General features: G+C 68.8%; 25 protein-coding genes. 18 read left to right on the top strand and 7 right to left on the bottom strand.

Annotation, left to right across the window (positions count from 1 at the left end; translation table 11 throughout):
• Window positions 1-180 precede the first annotated feature (180 nt).
• The 3 genes from SBP02_RS19715 to SBP02_RS19705 all read left to right on the top strand — a co-directional run bounded on the left by SBP02_RS19715 (window position 181) and on the right by SBP02_RS19705 (window position 3,353).
• Window positions 181-1,575, top strand: coding sequence for an FAD-binding oxidoreductase (locus SBP02_RS19715; RefSeq protein WP_318644092.1), 1,395 nt, complete (start codon window positions 181-183; stop codon window positions 1,573-1,575).
• Window positions 1,576-1,672: 97 nt separating this feature from the next.
• On the top strand, window positions 1,673-2,338 hold the full coding sequence (locus tag SBP02_RS19710; RefSeq protein WP_318644091.1) for a fumarylacetoacetate hydrolase family protein: 666 nt from the start codon (window positions 1,673-1,675) through the stop codon (window positions 2,336-2,338).
• A gap of 103 nt (window positions 2,339-2,441) precedes the next feature.
• The gene (locus tag SBP02_RS19705) at window positions 2,442-3,353 is read left to right on the top strand and encodes an SdiA-regulated domain-containing protein (protein WP_318644090.1); all 912 of its coding nucleotides are present in this window, start codon (window positions 2,442-2,444) and stop codon (window positions 3,351-3,353) included.
• A 24-nt stretch (window positions 3,354-3,377) separates the two neighbouring features.
• On the opposite strand, the gene SBP02_RS19700 is transcribed toward SBP02_RS19705, so the two are convergent.
• Window positions 3,378-3,710 (bottom strand): YegP family protein, encoded by a 333-nt coding sequence (locus tag SBP02_RS19700; protein WP_318644089.1) that lies wholly within the window; start codon window positions 3,708-3,710, stop codon window positions 3,378-3,380.
• Window positions 3,711-3,777: 67 nt separating this feature from the next.
• A complete protein-coding gene (gene rpiA, locus SBP02_RS19695) occupies window positions 3,778-4,449 on the bottom strand; it encodes a ribose-5-phosphate isomerase RpiA (protein WP_318644088.1) in 672 nt (223 codons plus the stop codon).
• A gap of 141 nt (window positions 4,450-4,590) precedes the next feature.
• Between rpiA and ilvA the strand changes: the two genes are divergently transcribed.
• Window positions 4,591-6,105: a threonine ammonia-lyase, biosynthetic gene (gene ilvA / locus SBP02_RS19690; protein ID WP_318644087.1), complete on the top strand. Its 1,515-nt coding sequence runs from the start codon at window positions 4,591-4,593 to the stop codon at window positions 6,103-6,105.
• 23 nt (window positions 6,106-6,128) lie between these two features.
• Entirely contained in the window at window positions 6,129-6,569 is a 441-nt protein-coding gene (locus SBP02_RS19685) for a DUF2269 family protein (protein ID WP_318644086.1), read from the top strand.
• Window positions 6,570-6,633: 64 nt separating this feature from the next.
• Here the strand turns inward: SBP02_RS19685 and SBP02_RS19680 are convergent, their stop codons facing one another.
• Window positions 6,634-7,287, bottom strand: a complete 654-nt coding sequence (locus SBP02_RS19680; RefSeq protein WP_318644085.1) for a histidinol-phosphatase — start codon at window positions 7,285-7,287, stop codon at window positions 6,634-6,636.
• Window positions 7,288-7,431: 144 nt separating this feature from the next.
• On the opposite strand from SBP02_RS19680, the gene SBP02_RS19675 reads away from it, so the two are divergent.
• On the top strand, window positions 7,432-7,911 hold the full coding sequence (locus tag SBP02_RS19675) for an RNA pyrophosphohydrolase (RefSeq protein ID WP_318644084.1): 480 nt from the start codon (window positions 7,432-7,434) through the stop codon (window positions 7,909-7,911).
• Between the two features lie 19 nt (window positions 7,912-7,930).
• The gene (gene ptsP, locus SBP02_RS19670) at window positions 7,931-10,210 is read left to right on the top strand and encodes a phosphoenolpyruvate--protein phosphotransferase (protein WP_318644083.1); all 2,280 of its coding nucleotides are present in this window, start codon (window positions 7,931-7,933) and stop codon (window positions 10,208-10,210) included.
• Between the two features lie 68 nt (window positions 10,211-10,278).
• On the opposite strand, the gene SBP02_RS19665 is transcribed toward ptsP, so the two are convergent.
• Window positions 10,279-11,025 carry an NRDE family protein gene (locus SBP02_RS19665; RefSeq protein WP_318644082.1) on the bottom strand — a complete coding sequence of 249 codons (747 nt, stop codon included), beginning with the start codon at window positions 11,023-11,025 and terminating at the stop codon, window positions 10,279-10,281.
• A gap of 319 nt (window positions 11,026-11,344) precedes the next feature.
• Between SBP02_RS19665 and SBP02_RS19660 the strand changes: the two genes are divergently transcribed.
• The 10 genes from SBP02_RS19660 to SBP02_RS19615 all read left to right on the top strand — a co-directional run bounded on the left by SBP02_RS19660 (window position 11,345) and on the right by SBP02_RS19615 (window position 21,870).
• Window positions 11,345-12,127, top strand: coding sequence for a sulfite exporter TauE/SafE family protein (locus SBP02_RS19660; protein WP_318644081.1), 783 nt, complete (start codon window positions 11,345-11,347; stop codon window positions 12,125-12,127).
• A gap of 9 nt (window positions 12,128-12,136) precedes the next feature.
• Window positions 12,137-12,940 (top strand): prolipoprotein diacylglyceryl transferase, encoded by an 804-nt coding sequence (gene lgt / locus SBP02_RS19655; RefSeq protein ID WP_318644080.1) that lies wholly within the window; start codon window positions 12,137-12,139, stop codon window positions 12,938-12,940.
• Window positions 12,937-13,731 (top strand): thymidylate synthase, encoded by a 795-nt coding sequence (locus SBP02_RS19650; protein WP_318644079.1) that lies wholly within the window; start codon window positions 12,937-12,939, stop codon window positions 13,729-13,731. The genes lgt and SBP02_RS19650 overlap by 4 nt, the downstream gene beginning before the upstream one ends.
• A gap of 22 nt (window positions 13,732-13,753) precedes the next feature.
• Window positions 13,754-14,614 (top strand): LysR substrate-binding domain-containing protein, encoded by an 861-nt coding sequence (locus SBP02_RS19645; protein WP_318644078.1) that lies wholly within the window; start codon window positions 13,754-13,756, stop codon window positions 14,612-14,614.
• Window positions 14,615-14,740: 126 nt separating this feature from the next.
• Window positions 14,741-15,793 carry a putative 2-aminoethylphosphonate ABC transporter ATP-binding protein gene (locus SBP02_RS19640; RefSeq protein WP_318644077.1) on the top strand — a complete coding sequence of 351 codons (1,053 nt, stop codon included), beginning with the start codon at window positions 14,741-14,743 and terminating at the stop codon, window positions 15,791-15,793.
• Window position 15,794: 1 nt separating this feature from the next.
• Complete coding sequence (locus SBP02_RS19635; RefSeq protein ID WP_318644076.1) at window positions 15,795-17,501, top strand: putative 2-aminoethylphosphonate ABC transporter permease subunit; 1,707 nt, start codon at window positions 15,795-15,797, stop codon at window positions 17,499-17,501.
• A gap of 19 nt (window positions 17,502-17,520) precedes the next feature.
• Window positions 17,521-18,348 carry a phosphonoacetaldehyde hydrolase gene (phnX, locus tag SBP02_RS19630; protein WP_318644075.1) on the top strand — a complete coding sequence of 276 codons (828 nt, stop codon included), beginning with the start codon at window positions 17,521-17,523 and terminating at the stop codon, window positions 18,346-18,348.
• Between the two features lie 34 nt (window positions 18,349-18,382).
• Complete coding sequence (locus SBP02_RS19625; protein ID WP_318644074.1) at window positions 18,383-19,399, top strand: putative 2-aminoethylphosphonate ABC transporter substrate-binding protein; 1,017 nt, start codon at window positions 18,383-18,385, stop codon at window positions 19,397-19,399.
• Window positions 19,400-19,567: 168 nt separating this feature from the next.
• Window positions 19,568-20,728, top strand: a complete 1,161-nt coding sequence (locus SBP02_RS19620; protein ID WP_318644073.1) for a TIGR03364 family FAD-dependent oxidoreductase — start codon at window positions 19,568-19,570, stop codon at window positions 20,726-20,728.
• 74 nt (window positions 20,729-20,802) lie between these two features.
• Window positions 20,803-21,870: a transporter substrate-binding domain-containing protein gene (locus SBP02_RS19615; protein WP_318644072.1), complete on the top strand. Its 1,068-nt coding sequence runs from the start codon at window positions 20,803-20,805 to the stop codon at window positions 21,868-21,870.
• 80 nt (window positions 21,871-21,950) lie between these two features.
• Here SBP02_RS19615 and SBP02_RS19610 read toward each other — a convergent pair whose 3' ends face one another.
• Together SBP02_RS19610 and SBP02_RS19605 are read right to left on the bottom strand one after the other, a co-directional pair.
• The gene (locus tag SBP02_RS19610; protein ID WP_318644071.1) at window positions 21,951-23,324 is read right to left on the bottom strand and encodes a GTPase/DUF3482 domain-containing protein; all 1,374 of its coding nucleotides are present in this window, start codon (window positions 23,322-23,324) and stop codon (window positions 21,951-21,953) included.
• On the bottom strand, window positions 23,317-24,717 hold the full coding sequence (locus SBP02_RS19605) for a DUF2868 domain-containing protein (RefSeq protein WP_318644070.1): 1,401 nt from the start codon (window positions 24,715-24,717) through the stop codon (window positions 23,317-23,319). Before SBP02_RS19605 ends, SBP02_RS19610 begins: the two co-directional genes overlap by 8 nt.
• Window positions 24,718-24,810: 93 nt before the next feature.
• Between SBP02_RS19605 and SBP02_RS19600 the strand changes: the two genes are divergently transcribed.
• Window positions 24,811-25,341 (top strand): dihydrofolate reductase, encoded by a 531-nt coding sequence (locus tag SBP02_RS19600; RefSeq protein WP_318644069.1) that lies wholly within the window; start codon window positions 24,811-24,813, stop codon window positions 25,339-25,341.
• Between the two features lie 52 nt (window positions 25,342-25,393).
• On the opposite strand, the gene SBP02_RS19595 is transcribed toward SBP02_RS19600, so the two are convergent.
• Entirely contained in the window at window positions 25,394-26,395 is a 1,002-nt protein-coding gene (locus SBP02_RS19595; RefSeq protein WP_318644068.1) for a hypothetical protein, read from the bottom strand.
• Window positions 26,396-26,400 lie beyond the last annotated feature (5 nt).

Genomic DNA, 26,400 nt, shown 5'->3' with positions numbered 1-26,400 from the left:
CCTGTTGTCCCACAAATAGTGTCAGGAAAGGCGTCAGCGGCAGCGCTGACCGGAGCCGCCAAATCGGTGCCGGGGGCGCGATTCACGGGATGCGTATGCTAGCATGATCTCCTTTTTCCATGCTTGGTTGCGACCTGAATCGTTCTCAGGGCGACCATGAATCGATTGAGAGTTCACTTGATGACCCCAGCTGCCCTGATCGAAGAACTGCAGACCCTGGTCGAGCCCGGCAAGGTGCTCACCGACGCCGATTCCCTCGCCACTTACGGCAAGGATTGGACCAAGCACTTCGCCCCCGCGCCCAGCGCCATCGTCTTTCCCAAGAGCATCGAGCAGGTCCAGGCCATCGTGCGCTGGGCCAACCAGCACCGGGTCGCCCTGGTGCCGTCGGGCGGGCGTACCGGGCTGTCCGCCGCGGCCGTGGCGGCCAACGGGGAGGTCGTGGTCGCGTTCGACTATATGAACCAGATCCTCGCCTTCAACGAGTTCGACCGCACCGTGGTCTGCCAGCCGGGGGTGGTCACCCAGCAGCTGCAGGACTTCGCCGAGGACAAAGGGCTGTATTACCCGGTGGACTTCGCCTCCGCCGGTTCCAGCCAGATCGGCGGCAATATCGCCACCAATGCCGGCGGGATCAAGGTGATTCGCTATGGCATGACCCGCAACTGGGTGGCCGGGCTCAAGGTCGTCACCGGCACCGGCGAGCTGCTGGAGCTGAACAAGGACCTGATCAAGAACGCCACCGGCTACGACCTGCGCCAGCTGTTCATCGGCGCCGAAGGCACCCTGGGCTTCGTCGTCGAGGCCACCATGCGCCTGGACCGTGCGCCGCAGAACCTCACCGCCATGGTCCTCGGCACGCCGGACTTCGATTCGATCATGCCGGTGCTGCATGCCTTCCAGGGCAAGCTCGACCTGACCGCCTTCGAGTTCTTCTCCGACCGCTGCCTGGACAAGATCCTCGCCCGCGGCGACGTGCCGGCGCCCTTCGAGACCCGCGCGCCCTTCTACGCCCTGCTGGAGTTCGAGGCCACCACCGAGCAGATCGCCGACGCCGCCCTGGCCACCTTCGAGCACTGCGTCGAGCAGGGCTGGGTGCTCGACGGGGTGATGAGCCAGAGCGAGCAGCAGCTGCAGAACCTGTGGAAGCTGCGCGAGTACATCTCCGAGACCATCGCCCACTGGACGCCCTACAAGAACGACATCTCGGTCACCGTCTCCAAGGTGCCGGCCTTCCTTCACGACATCGACCGCATCGTCGGCCAGCATTACCCGGATTTCGAGATCGTCTGGTTCGGCCATATCGGCGACGGCAACCTGCACCTGAACATCCTCAAGCCGAACAACCTGAGCAAGGACGAGTTCTTCGCCAAGTGCGCCACGGTCAACCAGTGGGTGTTCGAGACCGTGCAGAAGTACCACGGTTCGATCTCCGCCGAACACGGCGTCGGCATGACCAAGCGCGATTACCTGCACTACAGCCGCTCGGAGGCGGAGATCGGCTACATGAAGGCGATCAAGGCGGTGTTCGATCCCAACGGCATCATGAACCCCGGGAAAATTTTTCCGCTCTGACCCCTAGGGTGGGATCGACCCCAGGTCTTTTCCACCATGACAGACGCCGGGTGGGGAACGCTGAGCGGTTTTCCACCCTCAGGTCGAGGATCGCTCCATGAGTTATCAACACCAGTACACCGACGGCACCCCGATCCACTTCCCCCTGGGCAAGGTGGTGTGCATCGGCCGCAACTATGCCGAGCACGCCAAGGAGCTGAACAACCCGGTGCCGAGCGAGCCCCTGCTGTTCATCAAGCCGGGCAGCTGCGTGGTGCCGCTGGAGGATGGCTTCGACATTCCCGCCGATCGCGGCGCGGTGCACTACGAGGCGGAGATCGCCGTGCTGATCGGCAAGCCGCTGTCGCGCACGCCGGACACCGAGGAGGTGCGCGACGCCATCTCCGGCTTCGCCCCGGCCCTGGACCTGACCCTGCGCGAGGTGCAGGCCCGGCTCAAGGAGCAGGGCTACCCCTGGGAAATCGCCAAGTCCTTCGACGGCGCCTGCGTGCTGGCGCCCTTCGTGCCGGGCGATGCCATCGAAGACCTGGACGATATCGGCATTCGCCTCGTCATCAACGGCGAGGTCCGCCAGGACGGCAATAGCCGCGACATGCTCAATCCCATCCTGCCGCTGATCCGGCACATCTGCGGCCACTTCAGCCTGCAGCCGGGCGATGTGGTACTCACCGGCACGCCGGTCGGCGTCGGCCCCCTGCACCAGGGCGATGAGCTGGTGCTGGAGCTGCCCGGGCAGTCGCGCTTCGCCAGCCGGGTGCTGTAACGGCTCATGCGTCGAGGCGCCCGCCGGGCGCCTTCTATCGCGGTAATCGAACCTTAAAGGCACTTCGCTAGTCTGATGGTCGTCCGTTACCGAGCCCTGTCCGATGTCCCAGCCCCTGTCCCTCCTGTTATCCCCGCGCCGCCTGCTGCTGTTGGCCCTGGTCGTCCTGGCGGCGGCGTCGATCGACTACCTGCAGTGGCACAAGCGCGCCTACTTCTGGTTCAAGCAACAGGGCCTGAGCCTCGCCGAGCGGCAGGCGAGCATCTGGTTGCCGGGCTATCGGGCGGTGCTGCAGGGCAAACCGCTGGCGGGCCTGGAGGATGACGAGACCTCCGGGCTGACCTATCACCCGGGCAGCGACACCCTGTTCACCGTCACCGGCAAGAATCCGCAGCTGGTCGAGTTGTCGCTGGACGGCGAGGTGTTGCGGCGCATCCGTCTGACCGGTTTCGCCGACCCCGAGGGGGTCGAGCTGGTGGCCGACGGCCGCCTGGCGATCATCGACGAGCGCCAGCGCAAGCTGACCGCCTTCGATCTGGCCGATGACGCCCTGAGCATCGATGCCGCCGACTACCCGGCCGTCGACCTGGGCTTCGCCGACGCCGGCAACAAGGGCTTCGAGGGCATCGCCTGGGACTCGCGCCGCCAGCGCGTGCTGCTCGGCAAGGAGCGCTCGCCCCTGGGGCTGTTCAGCCTGCCCTTTCCCGGCGAGGACGGCGCGGTCGGCGCCCTGCAGCCCGTGCCGGCGCCCAACCTGTTCGTGCGCGATATCTCCTCGCTGAGTTTCGATGCCCGTACCGGGCATTCGCTGCTGCTCTCCGACGAGTCGCAGCTGCTGCTGGAGCTGGACGGCGAGGGCGAACCGGTCAGCTTCATCAGCCTGGGCAGCGGCCGCAACGGCCTGGGCCGGGGCATCGAGCAGGCGGAGGGCGTAGCCATGGACGCGGCGGGCGCCATCTACATAGTCGGTGAACCCAATCTGCTCTACGTGTTCAAGCGCAAGGCCAGGTCCTGATCGCACGGTCCTGTGCGGCGCCTCTCAGCTGTCGTCGCGCAGCGCCGCGTCCGGGGCATTCCTGCGCACCGACTCGATGCCCTGGCGACAGCCACTGGCGCTGGCGTACATCTGACTCTGACCTATGACCTGGCCGTTACTGGCCTTGAGTACGAAGTAGTGCTTGTCGTTGCTGGCGGCCTTGCTTTCGAAGGCGCCTTCGCGGGGCGCGTTGCGCTTGACCGAGTCGATGCCGTTGAGGGCCGAGTCCTTGGCCTTGTACAGCTCGCTGCTGAGGATGATCTCGCCGTTGCCAGCGAGCAGGTTGAAGTGGAATTGGCCGTCCTTGGCTTTCTTCAGATGGAAGGTGCTGGCCATGCTTTAACTCCTGAGAGGGGGAGTTTCCAAGCCTAGCTTGCCTGGCACGGGCGGCCAGCCTGGCCGATCAGCGGGTGAGGCGCTTGACCCCTTCGGCGGTGCCGAGCAGCAGCAGGTCGGCCGGGCGGGCGGCGAACAGGCCGTTGGTCACCACGCCGACTATGTTGTTGATCTGCGCCTCCAGCCCGACCGGATCGACGATCGACAGGTTGTGCACGTCGAGGATCTGGTTGCCGTTGTCGGTCACCACGCCCTCGCGGTACACCGGGTCGCCGCCCAGCTTGACCAGCTCGCGGGCGACATGGCTGCGCGCCATGGGGATCACCTCCACCGGCAGCGGGAAGGCGCCGAGCACCGGCACCAGCTTGCTGGCGTCGGCGATGCAGATGAAGGTCTTGGCCACCGCCGCGACTATCTTCTCGCGGGTCAGCGCGGCGCCGCCGCCCTTGATCAGGTTGAGGTGCTCGTCGCTTTCGTCGGCGCCATCGACGTAGAACTCCAGGTCGCTGACCGCGTTCAGCTCGTACACCGGGATGCCGTGGCCCTTGAGGCGCGCGGCGGTGGCCTCGGAGCTGGCCACGGCGCCGTCAAATTCCATCCGGTGCTGGGCTAGGGCGTCGATGAAGCAGTTGGCGGTGGAGCCGGTGCCGACGCCGACGACGCTCTTGGCATCGAGCTTGGGGAGGATGAAGTCGACGGCGGCCTGGGCGACTGCCTGTTTCAGTTGATCCTGGGTCATCGCGGTTCTGCGCCTGATTGAAGTCGGGAGCCGCGAATTATAGCCGTTTGCGCCGGCAAAACCCCGTCCTTCGTATGGTCGCTCGGCGCAGCCCTGGGGTAGACTCCGGGGTCCCCTAGCGCAACCGCCTGCGAACTTGCCATGCTCGAACAATACGTCAAGAAGATCCTCACCTCGCGCGCCTACGACGTGGCGGTGGAAACCCCCCTGCAAGCCGCCAACCAGCTCTCCGAGCGTCTGGGCAACCAGATTCTGCTCAAGCGCGAAGACCTGCAGCCGGTGTTCTCCTTCAAGATTCGCGGCGCCTACAACAAGTTGGCCCAGCTCAGTGCAGAGGAGCAGGCCCGTGGCGTAGTCACCGCCTCGGCGGGCAACCACGCCCAGGGCCTGGCGCTGGCGGCCAAGGTGCTGGGGGTCAAGGCGACCATCGTGATGCCCAAGACCACCCCGGAGATCAAGGTCAACGGCGTGCGCTCGCGCGGCGGCCGGGTGGTGTTGCACGGCGACAGCTTTCCCGAGGCCCTGGCCTATTCGCTGAAGCTGGTGGAGGAGAAGGGCTACATCTATATCCACCCCTACGACGACCCGCACACCATCGCCGGCCAGGGCACCGTGGCCATGGAGATCCTCCGTCAGCATCCCGGCCAGCTGGACGCCATCTTCGTGCCGGTGGGCGGCGGCGGCCTGATCGCCGGCATCGCCGCCTACGTCAAGTACCTGCGCCCGGAAATCAAGATCATCGGCGTCGAGCCGGACGACTCCAACTGCCTGCAGGCCGCCCTGGCCGCCGGCGAGCGGGTGGTGCTGCCGAGCGTCGGGCTGTTCGCCGACGGCGTGGCGGTGGCGCAGATCGGCGAGCACACCTTCGCCATCTGCAAGGACCACGTCGACGAGGTGATCACCGTCAGCACCGACGAGATCTGCGCGGCGATCAAGGACATCTACGACGACACCCGCTCGATCACCGAGCCGGCCGGCGCCCTGGCCGTGGCCGGGATCAAGCGCTACGTCGAGCGCGAAGGTTGTACGGGCCAGGTGCTGGTGGGCATCGAGTCGGGGGCCAACGTCAACTTCGACCGCCTGCGCCATGTGGCCGAGCGCGCCGAGCTGGGCGAGAAGCGCGAGGCCATCATCGCCGTGACCATCCCCGAGCAGCCGGGCAGCTTCAAGGCCTTCTGCGAGGCGATCGGCAAGCGCCAGATCACCGAGTTCAACTACCGCTACCACACCGACCAGGAGGCGCACATCTTCGTCGGCGTGCAGACCCACCCGGACAGCGACCCGCGCGCGGCCCTGGTGACCAGCCTGCGCGAGCAGGGCTTCCCGGTGGTCGACCTGACCGACAACGAGCTGGCCAAGCTGCACATCCGCCACATGGTCGGCGGCCATGCCGCGCGGGTCAGCGACGAGGTGGTGCTGCGCTTCGAATTCCCCGAACGCCCGGGGGCGTTGTTCAACTTCCTGCAGCGCCTGGGTGGGCGCTGGAACATCTCGATGTTCCACTACCGCAACCACGGCGCAGCCGACGGCCGGGTGGTCGCCGGCCTGCAGGTGCCCCAGGCCGAGCGCCATCTGGTGCCGGCGGCGCTGGACGAGATTGGCTACCCCTACTGGGACGAGAGCGACAATCCGGCCTACAAGCTGTTTCTCGGCTGAGCCGGCGCGCACGGGAGGCGTGAATGGAACCCTATCAACTGCTGAAGATCGCCCACGGCCTGCCCGCCATCCTGCTGTTGCTCGGCGTGCCGGCCCATGTGGTCATGCTGTGGAAGGCCGCCCGCGGCGGCGATGCGGCTGTGCTGCAGCGCAAGCTCCGGCGTACCCGGCTGATCAGCCTGCCGCTGCTGGGCCTGCTGGCCCTGAGCCTGCCGCTCAGCGGCTGGTGGCTGGTCGACCTGGCCGGCTGGCCGCTGGGGCAGACCTGGCTGCTGGCCAGCAACCTGCTGTTCGTCGTGCTGCTGCTCTGCGGCCTGCTGCTGGCCGGGCGGCTGAAGGCCTGGCAGGCCCTGGGGGAGGCGCCGGCACCCGCCGGGCTGCTGCGCCTGAGTGCGCTCTATGCCGGGCTGGGCCTGCTGGTGCTGTTGCTGATCCTGGGGTTGATGGGCGCCAAGCCGGCCTGAGCGAGTGCTGGAGACAAGAACGCCGCCTCGAAGGGCGGCGTTCTGCGTTACGCGGGGGCGCTTTCTAGCGCAGCGAGATGATCGGCCAGCCGCGGCTTTCTGCTTCGGCGCGCAGCTTGGCGTCGGGGTCCACCGCCACCGGCCGCGTCACCCGCTCCAGCAACGGCAGGTCGTTCAGCGAGTCGCTGTAGAAGCAGCTGTCGTCCAGGCTCAGGCCGGTTTCCGCGAGCCAGCGATTGAGCCGGGTGACCTTGCCTTCCTTGAAGCAGGGCACGTCGGTGGTGCGTCCGGTGTAGCGGCCGTCGGCCATCTCGCACTCGGTGGCCAGCAGGGTGTCGACGCCCAGGCGCTTGGCGATGGGGCCGGTGACGAAGCGGTTGGTGGCGGTGATGATCAGCAGCCGGTCGCCGGCGGCACGGTGCTCGGCCAGCAGGGCCTCGCCCTTGGCCAGAATGATCGGCTCGATGCAGTCGCGCATGAATTCGCGGTGCCATTGCTCGAGCTGGGCCATCTCGCTACGGCCGAGTATCTCCAGGCTGAAGTTCAGGTAGTCGCGGATGTCCAGGCGGCCGGCCAGGTAGTCCTCATAGAAGGCATCGTTGCGCGCCTTATAGGCCACCCCATCGAGGATGCCTCGCTCGCACAGGTAATCGCCCCAGGCATGGTCGCTGTCGCCACCGAGCAGGGTGTTATCGAGGTCGAATAGGGCCAAGCGCACGCGGATCACCTTTCTCTTGCAGAAGCCTAGGGGCGCCAGAATAGCGGCTTTTCCGGGCTATTCCTACTTGGCGGACGGCCGCGTTGCCGCTGTCGCGGGCTTTGTGGAACAATGCCGAAACATGCGTTTACGAGGTTGTGCGCCGTGATCGACCCTGATGGTTTTCGCCCGAATGTCGGCATCATCCTGACCAACGATGTCGGTCAGGTGCTTTGGGCGCGTCGGATTAACCAGGACGCCTGGCAGTTCCCGCAGGGCGGGATCAACGACCATGAGACGCCGGAAGAGGCGCTGTTCCGCGAGTTGAACGAGGAAGTCGGCCTGGAGCAGGAGGATGTGAAAATTCTCGCCTGCACCCGTGGCTGGTTGCGGTATCGTCTGCCCCAGCGTCTGGTGCGCACCCACAGCCAGCCGCTGTGTATCGGGCAGAAACAGAAGTGGTTCCTGCTGCGCCTGACCGGCGCCGAGGACAAGGTGCGCATGGACCTGACCGGCAAGCCGGAGTTCGACGGCTGGCGCTGGGTCAGTTACTGGTATCCGCTGGGCCAGGTGGTGACATTCAAGCGCGAGGTCTATCGTCGCGCCCTCAAGGAACTCGCTCCGCGCCTGCTGGCGCGGGACTGACACAGACTAGAGCCGAGCCATGCTCAATACGCTGCGCAAGATCGTCCAGGAAGTAAACGCCGCCAAGGACCTCAAGGCGGCGTTGGGCATCATCGTACAGCGCGTCAGGGAGGCCATGGGCAGCCAGGTCTGCTCGGTCTATCTGCTCGACCCGGAAACCAACCGTTTCGTCCTGATGGCCTCCGAGGGCCTGAACAAGCGCTCCATCGGCAAGGTCAGCATGGCCCCCAACGAAGGCCTGGTCGGCCTGGTCGGCACCCGCGAGGAGCCGCTGAACCTGGAGAACGCCGCCGCCCACCCGCGCTACCGCTACTTCGCCGAGACCGGCGAGGAACGTTTCGCCTCCTTCCTCGGCTCGCCGATCATCCACCACCGGCGGGTCATGGGCGTGCTGGTCGTCCAGCAAAAGGAGCGGCGTCAGTTCGACGAGGGCGAAGAAGCCTTCCTGGTGACCATGAGCGCGCAGCTCGCCGGGGTGATCGCCCACGCCGAGGCGACCGGCTCGATCCGCGGCCTGGGGCGCCAGGGCAAGGGCATCCAGGAGGCCAAGTTCATCGGCGTGCCCGGCTCGCCGGGGGCCGCGGTCGGTACCGCGGTGGTGGTGCTGCCGCCGGCCGATCTGGAGGTGGTGCCGGACAAGACCATCGACGATATCGACGCCGAACTGGCGCTGTTCAATACCGCCCTGGAGGGCGTGCGTGGCGACATGCGCAACCTCTCGGCGAAGATGGCCAGCCAGCTGCGCCCGGAAGAGCGTGCGCTGTTCGACGTGTACCTGATGATGCTGGAAGACGCCGCCCTGGGTAACGAGGTGGTCAACATCATCCGCACCGGCCAGTGGGCCCAGGGCGCCCTGCGCCAGGTGGTCGGCGAGCACGTCAACCGCTTCGAACTGATGGACGACGCCTACCTGCGCGAGCGCGCCTCCGACGTCAAGGACCTCGGCCGCCGCCTGCTCGCCTACCTGCAGCAGGCCCGTCAGCAGAGCCTGGAATACCCGGACAACTGCATCCTGGTCAGCGAGGAGCTATCGCCGACCATGCTCGGCGAGGTGCCGGAGGGCAAGCTGGCCGGCCTGGTCTCGGTGCTCGGCTCGGGCAACTCCCATGTGGCGATTTTCGCCCGGGCCATGGGCATTCCCACGGTGATGGGGGCGGTCGACCTGCCGTATTCGAAGATCGACGGCATCCAGCTGATCGTCGACGGTTACCACGGCGAGGTGTTCACCAACCCCAGCGAGCTGCTGCGCAAGCAGTACGCCGACGTGGTCGAGGAGGAGCGCCAGCTGACCCAGGGCCTCGATGCCCTGCGCGGATTGCCCTGCGAGACCCTGGACGGCCACCGCATGCCGCTGTGGGTCAACACCGGCCTGCTCGCCGACGTGGCCCGAGCCCAGGAGCGCGGCGCCGAGGGCGTCGGCCTGTACCGCACCGAGGTGCCGTTCATGATGAACGAGCGCTTTCCCAGCGAGAAGGAACAGCTGGCCATCTACCGCGAGCAGCTGGCCGCCTTCCATCCGCTGCCGGTGACCATGCGCAGCCTGGATATCGGCGGCGACAAGGCGCTGTCCTACTTCCCGATCAAGGAAGAGAATCCCTTTCTCGGCTGGCGCGGCATCCGCGTCACCCTCGACCACCCGGAAATCTTCCTGGTGCAGACCCGCGCCATGCTCAAGGCCAGCGAGGGCCTGAACAACCTGCGCATCCTGCTGCCGATGATTTCCGGCATCCAGGAGCTGGAAGAGGCCCTGCACCTGATCCACCGCGCCTGGGGCGAGGTGCGCGACGAGGGCACCGACGTGCCGCTGCCGCCGGTCGGGGTGATGATCGAGATTCCCGCCGCGGTCTACCAGACCCGCGAGCTGGCGCGCCAGGTGGACTTCCTCTCGGTCGGCTCCAACGACCTGACCCAGTACCTGCTGGCGGTGGACCGCAACAACCCGCGGGTCGCCGACCTCTACGACTTCCTCCATCCGGCCGTGCTGCAGGCGCTGCGCAAGGTGATCGGCGACGCCCATGCCGAAGGCAAGCCGGTGAGCATCTGCGGCGAGATGGCCGGCGACCCGGCGGCGGCGGTGTTGCTGATGGCCATGGGCTTCGACAGCCTGTCGATGAACGCCACCAACCTGCCGAAGGTCAAGTGGCTGCTGCGCCAGATCAGCCTGGGCAAGGCCAAGGAGCTGCTGGCCCAGGTGATGAACATCGACAACCCCCAGGTGATCCACAGCACCCTGCAGCTGGCCCTGCGCAACCTCGGCCTGGGTCGGATGATCAATCCGGCATCGGACATCCAGGCCTGACAGCGAGCCCCTCGGTCAGTCGCGTGCGACAGGGATAGACCGCCGCTCCTCCCGCGGCGGCCGGGCCGTCAACACTCCAGGCTGGTTTCTCCAAGCGGCACGCCATGGGGGCCATAGCGGCGTTCGACCAGGTGCCGGGAACCGTCGGCGCGCACTTGCAGCGCCGTGCTGGCGAGGGTGCCGTAGCTGCGGGTGGCGATGAAGATGCCGGACAGCAGGCGCTCGGTATTGAGGCCGACGCCGGTGTCGGGCAACGCCGCATCCGGGGGTTGCTGGGCGTCGTGCAGCAGGTCCAGCAGCGCGGGCATCTGGGGTTCGATCAGGCACTCGCTGAGCAGCGCCCTGGCCTTCTCCACCTTCGGCCAGGGGGTGTTCAGGTCGGCGTTGGAGAAGCCGTAGAGACCCTCGCTCAACTGCCGGGGGATGCCCTCGCGGGAGTTGAAGAACCACAGCTGCTTGGCGTCGCCGATCAGCAGATTGAACGCCGAATAGTCGCCGGCGCGTCCGGCCAGCTCGGTGAGGAACGCCTCGGGCTCCAGCTCGCCCTGCAGGAACTGCAGCGGCAGCTCGCCGCGGGAGCGGCCGTAGGGAGGCTGGCGCGGGTCACGGATATTGGTCAGGGCGGCGTAGCGCCCATGGGGGCCGGCCGCCAGCCAGGTGCCGCCGGCCTGCAGGTCGCGTCCACCATAGATATCCGGGGCATCCTCCCAAGCCGCCAGGGGCAGGCTCGGGCGGTCGTAGAACTCGTCGCGGTTGGCCGCCAGAACCAGGGGAAGGGAGTGGGAGGGGCGCCAGGCGAATACGATCAGGCACATAGAAACTCCTTTCGTGACGGGACTCTGAAGTGCTGTGACGGTCGCCGACGGGGCCGCGCTGCGGCCCGGGGGACCTGAGTCCAGTTCCTGCTGATGTGGGTTCTTGTCGCAACAGTCCGTGTGGAAAACGCTCCATCAGTTGCCGACAGCTTAGGCGCTAGGGGAGGTAAGGAAAAGACCCTGTACGGCAATCCGTAGAGGCCTTGCGGGGGGCGGGTCGCGTGACTGCCCTCGGCCGCACGAGCCCCACGCGGTCAATCAGGCGTGGAGCGGGCAGGCTCGCTTCCGTTACCATGCCGCTTTGCTTGAGGGGGCATCGATGGAACTGCTGCTGTATATGCTGCTGGGGGCGGCGGCCGGCGTGTTGGCGGGACTGTTCGGGGTCGGCGGCGGCATCATCATAGTGCCGGTGCTGGTGTTGAGTTTCACCGCCCAGGGCGTCGATCCGGCCGTGCTGACCCACCTGGCGGTCGGCACCTCGCTGGCGACCATCATCTTCACCTCGATCAACTCGGTGCTGGAACATCACCGCAGGGGTGCGGTGCGCTGGTCGATCTTCGCCTGGATGACCCTGGGCATCCTGCTCGGCGCCGGCCTGGGGTCGCTGACCGCGGCGGCGATCCAGGGCCCGCAGCTGCAGCGGATCATCGGCGTGTTCGCCATCGCCGTGTCGCTGCAGATGGCCCTGGATCTGAAACCCAGGGCCAGCAGCGCTGTCCCAGGCAGGCTGGCCCTCGGCGCTGCCGGCGGGGTGATCGGCTGGGCCTCGGCGATCTTCGGCATCGGCGGCGGGTCGCTCAACGTGCCCTTCCTGACCTGGCGCAGCCTGCCCATGCAGCAGGCGGTGGCCACCTCGGCGGCCTGCGGCCTGCCGATTGCCCTGGCCAGCGCCCTGAGTTTCATGTGGCTGGGCTGGGACGATCCGCAGTTGCCGCCCTGGAGCCTGGGCTTTGTCTATTTGCCGGCGCTGGCGGGGATCGCCCTGACCAGCATGTTCTTCGCGCGTTTCGGCGCACGCCTGGCCCATCGCCTGTCGCCGCGTGTGCTCAAGCGCCTGTTCGCCCTGCTGCTGTTCAGCGTGGGCGTGAATTTTCTGATTTGAGGACGTGACATGCTGCCTTATCCGCAGATCGACCCGGTGGCCATCGCCCTGGGACCGCTGAAAATCCACTGGTACGGCCTGATGTACCTGATCGGCATCGGCGGCGCCTGGTGGCTGGCCGCGCGACGCCTGCACGCCTTCGAGCCGAGCTGGAACCGGGAGAAGCTCTCCGACCTGGTGTTCTGGGTGGCCATGGGGGTGATACTCGGTGGCCGCCTGGGGTACGTGCTGTTCTACGACCTCGAGGCCTATCTGGCGCAGCCGAGCCTGATCCTGCAGGTGTGGAAGGGCGGCATGTCCTTCCACGGCGGCTTCATCGGCGTGCTGCTGGCCACCTGGTGGTTCGGCAGCCGTAACGACAAGGGCTTCTTCCAGCTGATGGACTTTATCGCACCGCTGGTCCCCATCGGTTTGGGCGCCGGGCGCATCGGCAACTTCATCAATGCCGAGTTGTGGGGCAAGGCCACCGACCTGCCCTGGGCCATGGTCTTCCCCACCGATCCGCAGCAACTGGCGCGCCACCCCTCGCAGCTGTACCAGTTCGCCCTGGAGGGCGTGGCGCTGTTCGCCATCCTCTGGTTCTACTCGCGCAAGCCGCGGCCGACCATGGCGGTGTCGGGCATGTTCGCCGCCTGCTACGGCGTGTTCCGTTTCATCGTCGAGTTCGTGCGGGTGCCGGACGCCCAGCTCGGCTACCTGGCCTGGGGTTGGCTGACCATGGGCCAACTGCTCAGCCTGCCGATGATCCTCGGCGGCCTCGGCCTGATCGCCTACGCCTACAAGCGCCAGTCCGCCCAGGAGGCGAGCCGATGAAACAGTACCTCGACCTGCTGCGCCGGGTGCGCGAGACCGGCACCTTCAAGAGCGACCGCACCGGCACCGGCACCTACAGCCTGTTCGCCCAGCAGATGCGCTTCGACCTGGCCGAGGGCTTCCCCCTGGTCACCACCAAGAAGTGCCACCTCAAGTCCATCATCCACGAGCTGCTGTGGTTCCTGAAGGGCGACACCAACATCCAGTACCTGAAGGACCACGGCGTCAGCATCTGGGACGAGTGGGCCGACGAGAACGGCGAGCTGGGCCCGGTGTACGGTTACCAGTGGCGCAACTGGCCGGCGCCGAACGGCGAGTCGATCGACCAGATCAGCCAGCTGATCGAGATGATCAAGCAGAACCCGGACTCGCGGCGCCTGATCGTCTCGGCCTGGAACCCGGCGCTGATCGAGCAGATGGCCTTGCCGCCGTGCCACGCGCTGTTCCAGTTCTACGTCGCCGAGGGCCGGCTGAGTTGCCAGCTGTATCAGCGTTCGGCGGACATCTTCCTCGGCGTGCCCTTCAACATCGCCAGCTACGCCCTGCTGACCCTGATGGTCGCCCAGGTCACGGGCCTCGAGCCGGGCGAGTTCGTCTGGACCGGCGGCGACTGCCATCTGTACGCCAACCACCTCGAACAGGCCGACCTGCAGCTGACCCGCGAGCCGCTGCCGCTGCCGACGATGAAGCTCAATCCGGCGGTGCAGGACCTGTTCGCCTTCCGCTACGAGGACTTCGAGCTGGTCGGCTACCAGGCCCACCCGCACATCAAGGCACCGGTGGCCGTATGACCGCCGGCGCGCGGCGGGCCTGATGCTCGGCGCCGAGCTCAGGGCCTTTCACATGGTCGCGCGCCTGGGCAGCATCACCCAGGCGGCGAAGAAGCTCGGCCTCAGCCAGCCCACGGTCACCACCCAGGTGCGCAACCTGGAGGGTCGCTACGGGGTGGAGCTGTTCTACCGCGGCGGTCGCCGCCTGACCCTGACCGACGAAGGCGCGCGCCTGCTGCCCAGGGTGCAGGTGCTGCTGCAGCAGGAGGCCGACATCGAGTTCTACCTGCGCAACTGCAGCCAGACCCAGGGCAGCCTGCGCATCGGCGCCACCTCGCCTTACTACGTGCTCGAGCTGATCAAACGTTTCCGCGAGCGTTTCGCGCCGATCGAAGTGACCCTGGAGATCGGCAACTCGCAGCAGGTGCTCGAGGCCCTGGAGGAGTACCGCGTCGACCTGGCCGTCTCCTCGCAGCTGACCCAGGACCCACGCCTGACCCGCCTGCAGCTGGGGCAGGACCCCCTGGTGCTGGCCGTGCACCGCCTGCACCCGCTGGCCGGGCAAGGCTGCGTGGCGGTGACGGCGCTGAGCGGGCACTGCCTGCTGATGCGCGAGCAGGGCTCGACCACCCGGCAGATGACCGAGGCGCTGCTCGAGGTCGCCGGGGTAGTGCCGGGCGCGCAGCTGGAGATCGGCAGCCGCGAGTCGATCCGCGAGGCGGTGCTGCGCAACATCGGCATCAGCATCATCGCCCGCCACGAGGTGCCCGATCACCCCGAGCTGCGGGTGGTCGAACTGCAGGGTGCGCCGCTGATCGGCGAATACCTCTACTGCCTCAAGGAGCGCCGCCAGGCGCGGCTGCCGGCGGCCTTCCTGGCCCAGGCTCGGGACATGGCTCTCTAGGCAGCGCCCCGCACAACAAAAAAACCGATACCACTATCGGTGCTTTTGCCCCATCTGCCACAAAGCCTTAGCACGGGCCGCCTAGCATCCCCCTCATTCGAGTCGAACGCTCCATGAGGTTGCACGATGAACGAGCAGGCCGCGGTAAGCATGCAGGTGCGGGACATCCACAAGGGCTTCGGCGCCTTCCGGGCGCTGGACGGCGTGTCGCTGCGGGTCGATGCCGGCGAGCTGGTCTGCCTGTTGGGGCCCTCCGGTTGCGGCAAGACCACCCTGCTGCGCTGCATCGCCGGCCTGGAGCGGCAGGAGCGCGGCAGCATCCTGATCGGCGCGCGCGACGTCTCCGGCCTGCCACCCCAGGCCCGCGACTACGGCATCCTGTTCCAGTCCTATGCGCTGTTCCCCAACCTCACGGTGGCGCAGAACATCGGCTACGGCCTGGCCGGCAGCGGCCGTGAAACGCAGCGCCAACGGGTGGCGGAGATGCTCGAGCTGGTCGGCCTGCTCGGCAGCGAGGAGAAATACCCGGGGCAGCTCTCCGGCGGCCAGCAGCAGCGCGTGGCGCTGGCCCGGGCCCTGGCGCCGGAGCCTTCCTTGCTGCTGCTGGACGAGCCGATGTCGGCCCTCGATGCCCGGGTGCGCGAGCATCTGTGCGGCGAACTGCGCCGGCTGCAGAAGCAGCTGGGCATCACCACCCTGATGGTCACCCACAACCAGGACGAGGCCATGCAGATGGCCGACCGCATCGCGGTGATGAACCAGGGCCGGGTCGAACAGTACGGCACCCCGCAGCAGATCTATCGCCAGCCCGCCACGCCTTTCGTCGCCGAATTCGTCGGCCAGGGCAACTGGCTGCCGTTCGAGCGCGGCCAGGACGGCCAGGCCCGGGTCGGCGCGCTGAGCCTGCGGGTCGAGGGTGCCCAGGCGCTCGAGCGCGGCCGCCTGTTCTGCCGGCCCGAGACCGTAGTGGTCAACCCGCCGGAGCCCGGACACAACCTGTTCCGCGCGCAGATGCGCGAGATCACCTACCTGGGCAACCGCTGCCGGATGGGCTTCGAGCTGGCCGAGCTGCCGGGCCATGGGCTGTTCGCCGAACTGGCGCCCGAGGCGATGCCGAGCCTGGCCAACCCGAACATCTGGGTGGCCCTGCCGCCGCAGAGCCTGCAGGTGTTCGCCTGAGATGGGCGGCCTGACCCTCGACCCCGTCGCCTGGCGCGGCCGCACGAGCGGCCTGGGCGACCGGCTGTTCGTCGCCGGCGGCAAATGCCTGTTGCTGTTGTTACTGCTGCTCGCCGTGCTGCTGCCGCTGCTGGCCATGCTCTGGCGCGGCTTCAGCGGCGAGGCGGGGCAGGGCGGCGGCCTGGCCGCGGCGGCCGCGCTGTACGCCAGCGACAACTTCCGCTGGTTGCTGGGCAACAGCCTGAAGGTGTCCGCCACCACCGCGGCGATCGTCGTGCCGCTGGCCTATCTGTTCGCCTACGCGCTGCAGCGCACGCTGATTCCGGGCAAGGGCCTGTGGCGGGCGATCTCGCTGCTGCCGCTGCTGGCGCCGTCGATGCTGCCGGGCATCGCCCTGATCTACCTGTTCGGCAACCAGGGCCTGTTGCGCGACCTGTTCGCCGACAACATCTACGGCTTCTGGGGCATCGTCCTCGGCGAGGCCATCTACACCTTTCCCCATGCCCTGATGATCCTCATCTCGGCGCTGTCGCTGGCCGATGCCCGCCTGTTCGACGCCGCCTCGAGCATGGGCGCCTCGCCTTGGCGGGCGTTCCGCAGCATCACCTGGCCGGGCAGCCGCCAGGGCGTGTTCGCCGCCTTCTGCCTGGTGTTCACCCTGTGCATCACCGACTTCGGCGTGCCGGTGGTGGTCGGCGGCGACTACCAGGTGCTGGCGCTGGAGGCCTACAAGGCGGTGGTCGGCCAGCAGCAGTTCGGCCGCGGCGCGCTGATCGGCATGGTCCTGCTGCTGCCGGCGCTACTCAGCTTCGCCGTCGACCTGTGGCTGCGCCGGCGCTCGCGCGACAGCCTGGGCGGTCGTGCCCAGGTCCACCACCCGCGGCCGGCGCGGGGGCGCGATGGCGCCTTCCTGCTGCTGGTGCTGCTGCTGTGCGCCGTGCTGCTGCTGGTGTTCGGCATGGCGGTGTACTCCTCGCTGGTCCGCTTCTGGCCCTACGACCTGAGCCTGGTGCTCGACCACTACGCCTTCTCCGACCTGCCCGGCGGCTGGCTGGCCTACCGCAACAGCCTGGTGCTGGCCGGCTGCACGGCGCTGTTCGGCAGCCTGCTGATCTTCACCGGCGCCTACCTGCTGGAGAAGACCCGCCAGGACCCGCTGACCCAGGCCCTGCGCCTGCTCAGCTTCGTGCCCATGGCGGTGCCCGGCCTGGTCCTGGGCCTGGGCTACGTATTCTTCTTCAACCTGCCGGGCAATCCGCTGAGCGGCCTGTACGGCAGCCTGACCCTGCTGGTGGTGTGCACCATCGCGCATTTTCTGACCACCGCGCAGATGACCGCCAGCACCGCGTTGCGCCAGCTCGACGGCGAGTTCGAGGCCGCCGCGCTGTCGCTCAAGGTGCCCCTGGCCCGCCACTACCTGCGGGTGACCCTGCCGCTGTGCCTGCCGGCGCTGCTCGACATCGTCCGCTACCTGTTCGTCTCGGCGATGACCACGGTGTCGGCGGCGATCTTCCTCTACAGCCCGGACAGCATGCTCGCCGCCGTGGCCGTGCTGAACCTCGACGATGCCGGCAACGTCGGCGGCGCCGCCGCCATGTCGACCCTGATCCTGCTCACCTCGGCCGGCGTCTCGCTGCTGCTGGCCGGGGCCTCGCGCGGCCTGTTGCGCCGCTCCCAGACCTGGCGCCAAGCCGCGCCGACTCACTGACCCGCCCCTGGAGACTGCCATGCACTACCAACACCCGACGCGCCTCGCCGCGGCCATCCTCGACTGGGCCGGCACCGTGGTCGACTTCGGCTCCTTCGCCCCGACCAAGATCTTCGTCGAGGCCTTCGCCAGCTTCGACGTGGAGCTCAGCCTGGAGGAGGCCCGCGGCCCCATGGGCATGGGCAAGTGGGAGCACATTCGCGCCCTGTGCGACCAGCCGCAGATCGCCGAGCGCTTCCAGCGCCGTTTCGGCCGCCTGCCCGGCGACGAGGACGTGACCGCCATCTACCAACGCTTTATGCCGCTGCAGGTCGCCAAGGTCGGCGAGCACTCGGCGCCTATTCCCGGGGCGCTGGAGGCCATCGCCGCGCTGCGGGCGCGGGGCCTGAAGATCGGCAGCTGCTCCGGTTATCCCCGGGAGGTGATGGTCAAGGTGGTCGAACTGGCCGCCGCCGCCGGTTACCGCCCGGACCACGTGGTCGCCTCCGACGAGGTGCCGCGGGGCCGGCCGAGTCCGGCCCAGGCCCTGGCCAATGTCGTCGCCCTGGGCCTGGACGACGTCGCCGCCTGCGTCAAGGTCGACGACACCGAGCCGGGCATCCTCGAGGGCCGCAGCGCCGGCATGTGGACCGTGGCCTTGCGCTTCTCCGGCAACTTCCTCGGCCTGAGCTGGGACGCCTACCAGGCCTTGTCCGCAGAGCGCCGCGCGGCCGAGCGCGAGCGCATCGACGGGCTGTTCGCCGCGAGCCGGCCGCACTACCTGATCGACACCCTCGCCGACCTGCCCGGGGTGATCGAGCAGATCGATGCCCGCCTGGCCCGGGGCGAATCCCCGCAGCACTGCTGAGCCGAACCCTGCCCATTCCCGATAGGAGCCTCCCATGTTCAAGCGTACCGCCCTCGCCGCCCTGCTGGCCGGCATCAGCCTGCACGCCAGCGCCGCCACCGAGCTGACCGTCTACACCGCCCTGGAGGTGGAGCAGCTCAAGCCCTACCAGCAGGCCTTCGAACGGCAGCACCCGGACATCCGCATCAAGTGGGTGCGCGACTCCACCGGCATCATCACCGCCAAGCTGCTGGCCGAGAAGGACCGGCCCCAGGCCGACGTGGTCTGGGGCCTGGCGGGCTCCAGCCTGGCCATCCTCGACCAGCAGGGCATGCTCCAGGCCTACGCCCCGGCCGAACTGGACAAGATCGGCGAGAAATACCGCGACGCCGCCAACCCGCCGGCCTGGGTCGGCATGGACGTGTGGGCCGCGACTCTCTGCTTCAACCGCATCGAGGCCGAGAAGCAGGGCCTGCCCAAGCCGACCCGCTGGGAAGACCTGACCGACCCGGTGTACCAGGGCAAGATCGTCATGCCCAACCCGGCGTCCTCCGGCACCGGCTACCTGGACGTCAGCGCCTGGCTGCAGACCTTCGGCGAACCCCAGGGCTGGGCCTACATGGACAAACTGCACCAGAACATCGGCCAGTACACCCATTCCGGCTCCAAGCCCTGCAAGCTGGCCGCCGCCGGCGAGTTCCCGATCGGCATCTCCTTCGAGTACCCGGCGGTGCAGCTGCAGCGCAAGGGTGCGCCGCTGGACATCGTGCTGCCCAAGGAAGGCCTGGGCTGGGAAATCGAGGCCACCGCCATCGTCAAGGGCACCGAGCAGCTGGCGGCGGCGCAGAAACTCGCCGACTTCGCCGCCAGCCGCCAGGCCATGGAGCTGTACAAGGCCAACTTCGCCGTGCTGGCCCAGCCGGGCATCGCCGAGCCCTTCCAGGAGCTGCCGGCCGATTACGAGCAGCGCCTGATCAACAACGACTTCGCCTGGGCCTCGCAGAACCGCGACAGGATCCTCGCCGAATGGCGCCGGCGCTACGACGGCAAGTCCGAGCCGGTCGCCCAGTAAGGCCATGACGCCCCTCCCCTGATGGGAGAGGGGTTCGGCCCATGGGGTGAAAAACGCGCAGCGCTTGGCCCCGAGGCTCGGTGGCGGTGCGGCGCGACAGTCACCCCACGGCATTCCTTGTGTGCGGCCGCGTTGGCGGCCGCCCCCTAGTTTTTCAGGAGTTCTTCCATGAGTCAGCACGATTGCGACCTGCTGGTCGTCGGCGCCGGCATCCTCGGCCTGGCCCATGCCTGGGCCGGCGCCCGGCGCGGCCTGCGGGTCAAGGTGTGCGAGCGTAGCCAGGCGCCCCAGGGCGCCTCGATCCGCAACTTCGGCCAGGCCCTGGTCACCGGCCAGGCACCGGGGCCGATGCTCGACCTGGCGCGCCAGTCCCGCGGCCTGTGGGCCGAGCTGGGTCAGGCCGCCGGCCTGCAGCTCAAGCAGCAGGGCTCGCTGCTGTTCGCCCGCAGCGAGGCCGAGCAGGCGCTGCTCGAAGCCTTCTGCGCCGGCCGCGCGCAAGAGCAGGGCTACCGTGTCGAGCTGCTGCGCGGCGCCGCCTTGCAGGGCCTGTACGACGGCCGCTTCACCCATCACCGCGCCGCCCTGCACGGCCTGGACGACCAGCAGCTGTATTCCCGCGAGGCGCTGCCGCAGATCGTCGACTACCTGGCCCGCGCCCACGGCGTGCAGTTCCACTTCTCCACCCTGGTGCGCGACGTCGAGGGCGGTCGGGTCAACACCACCGCCGGCACCTTCCGCGCGACCCGGGTGGTGGTCTGCTCGGGGCATGACTACCAGACCCTGCTGGCCGAGCAGCTCGCCGTCCTGCAGCCGCAGGTCTGCGCCCTGCAGATGCTGCGCGCGCGCCTGCAGCGACCGCTGGCGCTGCAGCACGCGGTGCTCACCGGACTCAGCTGCGTGCACTACGGCGCCTTCGCCGACCTGCCGGAGGCCGAGGCCATCCGCGTGCAGATCCGCCGCGAGCAGCCGGAGCTGGAAACCCACGGCATTCACCTGCTGGCCAGCCCGACGCCCCACGGCGAGCTGATCATCGGCGACTCCCACGTCTACGGCGGCGATGTCGGGCCCTTCAACGCCGAGGCCATCGACCGCCTCCTGATCGAGCTGGCCGAGCACACCCTGGGCGGCAAGCTGGAGGTGCTCGAGCGCTGGCAGGGCGTCTACGGCGCCCGGGGGCCGGGGCCGTTCAGCGTGCTGGCCGCCGCCGAGGGGGTGACCGCGGTGCTGATGCACACCGGCCTGGGCATGAGCGTGGGCCTGGGCCTGGGCGAGCGCACCGTCGCCGCGCTACTGGGCGAAGGCGCTTGGCCGACCGCGCAGGCGGCTTGAGGCCTGGTTGATGGCTGCTGGGAAGGCGCGGCACATTTGTTACCCTGAGGGCTTTTGCGGTTGGGGGAGCTGTCATGCCGAGGATTCTGAGTGCCGTCTTGCTGTGGGTACTGGCGCTGCCGAGCTGGGCGGCGGAGCCGTCCGGGCCGCTGTTGCGCGTGGGCATCACCGAGGTCCCGCCCTTCGTCATCCAGGAACCGGACGGCAGCTGGCGCGGCATCAGCATCGACCTGTGGCAGACCGCGGCCGAGCAGGCGGGCTATCGCTATGAGCTGCGGCCCATGGCGTTCAAGGACCTGCTGCCGAGCCTGGAGGCCGGTCAGCTGGACGTGGTGGTCGGCGCCCTGACCATGACCGCCGAGCGCGAGGCGCGCTTCGACTTCACCCATCCCTTCTACCGCACCGGGCTGGCCATCGGCGTGCCGCGCGCCGGCGACGGCGGCGGCTGGGCCGCGCTCAAGGGACTGTTCTCGTGGCAGTTCGTCAGCCTGATCATCGGGCTGGCGGCCCTGCTGCTGCTGGTGGGCGGCCTGGTCTGGCTGTGCGAGCGGCGGCGCAACCAGGGGCAGTTCGGCGGCACCCCGGCCGAGGGCCTGGGTTCCGGCTTCTGGTGGGCGGCGGTGACCATGACCACGGTCGGCTACGGCGACAAGGCGCCGGTGACCCTGGGCGGGCGCCTGCTCGGCCTGGTGTGGATGTTCGCCGGCCTGATCATGGTCTCGACCTTCACCGCGGCGGTGGCCAGCGCGCTGACCGTGGGCAACCTGCAGGGCGGCATCCAGGGCGTCGACGACCTGCGCCGCGCCCATGTGGCGACCATCGACAAGACCGTCAGCGCCCGTTACCTGGACAGCCAGCGCATCCGCCACAGCGACTACCCCAACCTGCTCGGCGCCATGGCCGCGGTGCAGCGCGGCGAGGCCGATGCGGTGGTCTACGACCTGCCGATCATGCAGTACCGCAATGGCGAACTGGGTCAGGGCGGCCTGCGCCTGCTGCCCGGCACCTTCGAGAACCAGTCCTACGCCTTCGCCCTGGCCAGCGGCAGCCCCTATCGTGAGCGGCTCAACCTGGAGTTGCTGCGGGTCACCGGCGGCGAGGACTGGGACATGCTGCTGCGCCTCTACCTGGGCACGCCCTGAGCCTGAGGCCGGGAGAAGCCTGCGGACAGCGCCATGGTCGACGAGCTTGGGGGCGCCAGGGGCTCGGCTCGCGTGCCGCGTCAGTCGTCCAGCAGGCTGGCGGCCAGATGCCGCAGTTGCGCTTCACGCTCGGCCTGCTGCAGGCGCGGCTGGGGATTGAGCGTCGACCACTGCGGGTGGGCGCGGGCCTTGCGCAGGGGCTCGGGCAGTGCGCCCTGGCGCCAGGCGCCGTCCTGCGGGGTGGCCAGCTCGATGCGGGTCTCGGCGGCATGGCCACGGGCCTCCAGGGCCCGCAGCAGCTGTTGTTGGCGCAGGGCCAACAGGCGCAGCACGGCGTCGTCGACTGTCAGTTCGTGTTCGCCGCGCAGCTTGCCGAGCAGGCGTGCGCCGTAATTACGCGCGGTCTGCAGGCCACCGCCGGCCAGGGCGCCGAGCAGCGCGGCGGCGCCGAGGGTGATGCCGCCGACCAAGAGGTCGATGCCGGCGCCGGTCGCCGCGCCGGCGGCCATGCCGCCGCCGACCTTGAGGCCGAGTTGCCTGAGGGTCTCGGGGTTGAACAGGTCGTCGCCCCAGCGGCCGTCGAGCAGCGGCAGGTCGCTTGCCCGGGCATCGTCCTGGCGGAAGGCATAGAGCCGCAGCAGGGCCTCGACGCAGCGCTGCTCGCGCTGGCGAATGCGGTCGCGCAGCTGGCCGAGCGCCTGCTGCTCCAGCGCGGTCTGGGCCGCGACGCCCTGGCGGCAGGCGGCGCAGTCGATCAGCAGTTCGGCGATCAGGCGGGTGGCGGCCCGGCGGCGGCTCAGGCGTTGCGCCTCGTGGTCGTCGATCAGCCGCTGCAGGGGCGCCTGGGCCTTGTCCTGCAGCAACGCCAGGCTCTGGTACAGGCGCCGCTCGCCGTCCAGCGGCGGCGCCACCGTGTCGAAGGCGACCCGCGCATGCAGGCCCAGGCGGGACAGGGCGTCGTTCCAGTCGTCTTCGCGGTGGCGCCCGGCGGCGCTGAAGTTGAGCACCGGCAGCAGGGGCCGGCCGGCCATGGCCAGCACCGCCAGCTCGTCGCGGTACTTGGCCAGCACCGGTTCGCGGGCGTCGATCACGTAGAGGCCGGCGTCCGAGGCCAGCAGCTGGCGCAGCACCTTGGCCTCCTGTTCGAAGCGCTGGCGCGCCTCGCTGCCGTCGAGGAAACGGGCCAGGCGGGCCGGGCCGTCGAGGCGTTCGCCGGGCCGGTCCAGGCGCTCCAGGTGTTCGAGCAGGGCGATGGCGTCCTCCAGGCCGGGGGTGTCGTACAGCTCCAGCAGGGCCTGGCCGTCCACCGACAGCCGTGCGCCCTCGACGTGGCGGGTGGTGCTGGCCCGCGGCGACACCTCGCCGAACTCGACGTCGCGGGTCAGGGTGCGCAGCAGCGAGGTCTTGCCGACATTGGTGTGGCCGACCACGGCCAGCTTCAGCGGGCTAGTCATGTCCGCTCTCCAGCCAGGTCAGCGGCGCGGCCGCGCTGTGGGGCAGTTGCAGTTGCGCCAGGGCGTCGTGCCAGTCGGCCAGGCGGGCGGCGTCGAGGGCCTCCCCGGGCGGTGCCGGCAGCAGCCAGATACGGGTGCTGGCGGCGCTGCGCGCCAGTTCGCCGAGCAGCGCCAGGCTGCCGCGGTCCGGCGAGCGGCGCGGGTCGCAGGCCACCAGCAGGCGCGCCGGCGGGAAACGGCTGAGCTGTTCCAGCAGGCGCTGGCGTTGTTCGCGGCTGTCGATCACCCCGGCGTCGTCGACTCCGCGGGGCAGGGCCGGTGGCCAGGGGCGCGTCTGGTCCAGTTCGACGGCCACCAGCAGTGCGCCCTGACTGTGCTGCGAGCCGGGCTCGGCGGGCACTCCGGGCGTCGGCGTCGGCGCCGGATCGCAGACGCCCAGGCGCTCGCTGCCCGGCAGCAGGCGCGCGCGCAGCAGGTCGTAGCCGGGCAACCCGGTGTCCAGGGTCAACTGCGCGCAACCGCGGCGCCAGCGCCACAGGCACAGCAGCATCAGCAGCAGGCGCGGCAGCAGGCCGTAGACCAGCAGCGCCCCGAGCAGCCAGCCGGCCCAGTTGTGGCGCGCCGCCTCGCCGGCCAGGGCGGCGTCGCCGCTGGCGCGGATCAGTTCGGCATCCGGCAGGGCGAAGCCGAGCAGTGCCGGCAGGGCGCCGAGGCCCTGGGTCAGGGCGACGAAGGTGTCGCCGCCGAGCAGGGTGCTCTCCCAGACGAAGCCATAGCGGCGGGTGGCGAGCAGGGCCAGCAGGCCGAGCAGGGCGGCGAGCAGCGCCAGCAGCCACAGGCCGTGCACCAGCACGCCCAGCCCCCAGCGGCCCAGGCCGGCGCGTTGCAGCAGCACCAGCAGCGCCGGCGCCAGTTGCGCGGCCTGGGCATCGCGGGCCAGCTTGTCGCTGAGCCACAGCCACAGGCGCCCCAGGGCGCTGGCGTTGTCGCCGGCCAGCAGCAGGCCCAGGGCCCAGCCGAACAACAGCAGCAGGTGGAGGCCGAGCAGGCTGCCCAGGGCCCAGAACAGGTTGACCGGGCGCTGGCCGTCGCCCAGGGCCGCGGCTGCCAGGCCGGCACCGCTGAGCAGGGCCAGCAGCAGCAGGGCGGCCAGGGCCAGGCGCGCACCCTGCTGCCAGTGCCGCAACGCCTGCACCAGGCCGTCGCGCTCGGCCAGCAGCAGGGCGCGGAGCTGGATGCGTTCGGCCAGGCTGCCGCCGGCGGCCCGGGCCCGGCGGTTGGCCTCGCCGTCCTCCAGCGGGCCGGCCTGCTCCTCGCGCAGGCGAATCGTCTCGCTCAACCACAGGCGTTGCAGTTTGTTCAGAGTCGGGGCGGCGCTCACACGGCATCTCATCGGCCAGTCGAGAGCTGAGCATAACCCTTGCCGCGCGCGCCGGCTAAGCGTTGTCCATCTGCCGCCGGCTGCGCCGCTATCTGTGGCTCTGCTATGCTCGCCGCCATGAACAAGACCCTGCCCCTCTGCCTGATCGCCGCCCTCGCGCAGAACCGCGTGATCGGCCGCGACAACCAACTGCCCTGGCACCTGCCGGCGGACCTCAAGCATTTCAAGGCCCTGACCCTGGGCAAGCCGATCATCATGGGGCGCAAGACCTGGGATTCGCTCGGTCGGCCGCTGCCGGGGCGACTGAATCTGGTGGTCAGCCGTCAGCCGGGGCTGGCCTTGGCGGGGGCGGAGGTCTTCGCCTCCCTGGACGCCGCCATCGCGCGCGCGGACCAGTGGGCCCGCGAGCAGGGCGTCGACGAGCTGATGCTGATCGGCGGGGCGCAGCTCTATGCCCAGGCGCTGGGCCAGGCCGAGCGCCTGTACCTGACCCGGGTGGCGCTGGAGCCCGAGGGGGACGCCTGGTTTCCCGAGTTCGACCCGGCACCCTGGCAGCGTACGGCGTGCGAGGCGTATGCAGCGACGGCCGAGAGTCCGGCCTATGCCTTCGAACAGTGGCAGCGCACTGACGGCTGAGCGCCGTCGTGAAATCTGAAGCGAGCCGGGGCGATCAAGCCCCGGCATTGCGTTACAGGCTGTCGATGCTCAGGTTGAGCCGCGCCAGGGTGCGTCCGGCGCGATCCGGGTCACGGGTAATCCCGTCGAGATCACTCAGGCGTACTCGGTTTTCGGGTTCAAGGCTGATGCGCACGCCATCCTTCTGGCCATGCAGGGCCTGCCACCAGGCTTCGCAGGCATCCTCGGCGCCCTTGTAGGCGCGCTCCCAGGTCTTCTGGCAGTCTTGTTGCCATTGCCGCTGCTCACGTTCGGCGATCTTCTCGCGCTGCTCGCCGGCACTGCCCTTGCTGCTATCCAGCTCATAGCTGTAGCGCTCACGCAGGCTGTTGCTGCGCTTGAAGTAGCCGTTGTCGCGCAGGGTAAAGCTGGCGTTGCCGATCTCCACTGCTTCCAGCTTGTCCATGACCTCGCCCAGGCCGAACACGCCCAGCGAGCCGAGCATGGCCAGCTGCGCGGCCGAGGCGCCGAGGGTTTCCAGTTCACGGTCCAGGTTGCGCGCATTGTTGAACTGCAGCGAGCCTTCACCGGCAAACAGTTGCGGCACATCAAGGCTGAAACTGAGGTTGGCTTGTCTCTCCTCGGCGTCGTAACGGGTGCTCAGGGTCAGGTCGAAGGGTTCCAGTTCCTGGCGCCCGGATGCTTGTAGCAGTTCGTAGAGCGCAGCAGCAGGGCCGCGTTCGTTGCCGGCCGGGCGGATGCCGTGCAGTTCCAGGCTGATGCTCTTGAGGTCGCGCTCATCGGCCTGATCGGCCACGCGAATGGAGTCGACGTCAAGATCCAGGCCTTTGAACTGATCTTTGCCGACGATACTGACGTCATGCAGGGTGTAGGCGGAGCCGAACGGGCTGGCGCTGACCGAATCCCAGCGCAGCATGTCGTCGAGCTTGTTGTCGTAGAGCCAGTCTTCCAGTTGCTTTTCGGCTTGGCTCGCCGCATAGGCGCTGAGGCCGAAGTAGCCGGCAGCCAGAGCGACCACGGCGGCGCCGGGGATGATGAGGGTGCGTTTGTCCATGGCGG

Origin of the sequence: Pseudomonas benzenivorans, assembly GCF_033547155.1 — a bacterium.
Classification (GTDB): domain Bacteria; phylum Pseudomonadota; class Gammaproteobacteria; order Pseudomonadales; family Pseudomonadaceae; genus Aquipseudomonas; species Aquipseudomonas benzenivorans_B.
The sequence above is the reverse complement of the archived record's forward strand: the minus strand, read 5'-3'. Positions and strand labels throughout refer to the sequence as shown.

Excerpts from the sequence above, each read along its gene's own strand:
- SBP02_RS19635 (WP_318644076.1), top strand. The coding sequence starts at position 15,795 with ATGGGCGGCCTGACCCTCGACCCCGTCGCCTGGCGCGGCCGCACGAGC.
- SBP02_RS19645 (WP_318644078.1), top strand. The coding sequence starts at position 13,754 with ATGCTCGGCGCCGAGCTCAGGGCCTTTCACATGGTCGCGCGCCTGGGC.
- phnX (WP_318644075.1), top strand. The coding sequence starts at position 17,521 with ATGCACTACCAACACCCGACGCGCCTCGCCGCGGCCATCCTCGACTGG.
- SBP02_RS19620 (WP_318644073.1), top strand. The coding sequence starts at position 19,568 with ATGAGTCAGCACGATTGCGACCTGCTGGTCGTCGGCGCCGGCATCCTC.
- SBP02_RS19610 (WP_318644071.1), bottom strand. The coding sequence starts at position 23,324 with ATGACTAGCCCGCTGAAGCTGGCCGTGGTCGGCCACACCAATGTCGGC.
- SBP02_RS19625 (WP_318644074.1), top strand. The coding sequence starts at position 18,383 with ATGTTCAAGCGTACCGCCCTCGCCGCCCTGCTGGCCGGCATCAGCCTG.
- SBP02_RS19685 (WP_318644086.1), top strand. The coding sequence starts at position 6,129 with ATGGAACCCTATCAACTGCTGAAGATCGCCCACGGCCTGCCCGCCATC.
- SBP02_RS19605 (WP_318644070.1), bottom strand. The coding sequence starts at position 24,717 with ATGAGATGCCGTGTGAGCGCCGCCCCGACTCTGAACAAACTGCAACGC.
- SBP02_RS19600 (WP_318644069.1), top strand. The coding sequence starts at position 24,811 with ATGCTCGCCGCCATGAACAAGACCCTGCCCCTCTGCCTGATCGCCGCC.
- SBP02_RS19615 (WP_318644072.1), top strand. The coding sequence starts at position 20,803 with ATGCCGAGGATTCTGAGTGCCGTCTTGCTGTGGGTACTGGCGCTGCCG.
- SBP02_RS19660 (WP_318644081.1), top strand. The coding sequence starts at position 11,345 with ATGGAACTGCTGCTGTATATGCTGCTGGGGGCGGCGGCCGGCGTGTTG.
- SBP02_RS19595 (WP_318644068.1), bottom strand. The coding sequence starts at position 26,395 with ATGGACAAACGCACCCTCATCATCCCCGGCGCCGCCGTGGTCGCTCTG.
- SBP02_RS19710 (WP_318644091.1), top strand. The coding sequence starts at position 1,673 with ATGAGTTATCAACACCAGTACACCGACGGCACCCCGATCCACTTCCCC.
- SBP02_RS19650 (WP_318644079.1), top strand. The coding sequence starts at position 12,937 with ATGAAACAGTACCTCGACCTGCTGCGCCGGGTGCGCGAGACCGGCACC.
- lgt (WP_318644080.1), top strand. The coding sequence starts at position 12,137 with ATGCTGCCTTATCCGCAGATCGACCCGGTGGCCATCGCCCTGGGACCG.
- ilvA (WP_318644087.1), top strand. The coding sequence starts at position 4,591 with ATGCTCGAACAATACGTCAAGAAGATCCTCACCTCGCGCGCCTACGAC.
- SBP02_RS19640 (WP_318644077.1), top strand. The coding sequence starts at position 14,741 with ATGAACGAGCAGGCCGCGGTAAGCATGCAGGTGCGGGACATCCACAAG.
- SBP02_RS19715 (WP_318644092.1), top strand. The coding sequence starts at position 181 with ATGACCCCAGCTGCCCTGATCGAAGAACTGCAGACCCTGGTCGAGCCC.
- rpiA (WP_318644088.1), bottom strand. The coding sequence starts at position 4,449 with ATGACCCAGGATCAACTGAAACAGGCAGTCGCCCAGGCCGCCGTCGAC.
- SBP02_RS19705 (WP_318644090.1), top strand. The coding sequence starts at position 2,442 with ATGTCCCAGCCCCTGTCCCTCCTGTTATCCCCGCGCCGCCTGCTGCTG.
- SBP02_RS19665 (WP_318644082.1), bottom strand. The coding sequence starts at position 11,025 with ATGTGCCTGATCGTATTCGCCTGGCGCCCCTCCCACTCCCTTCCCCTG.
- ptsP (WP_318644083.1), top strand. The coding sequence starts at position 7,931 with ATGCTCAATACGCTGCGCAAGATCGTCCAGGAAGTAAACGCCGCCAAG.
- SBP02_RS19700 (WP_318644089.1), bottom strand. The coding sequence starts at position 3,710 with ATGGCCAGCACCTTCCATCTGAAGAAAGCCAAGGACGGCCAATTCCAC.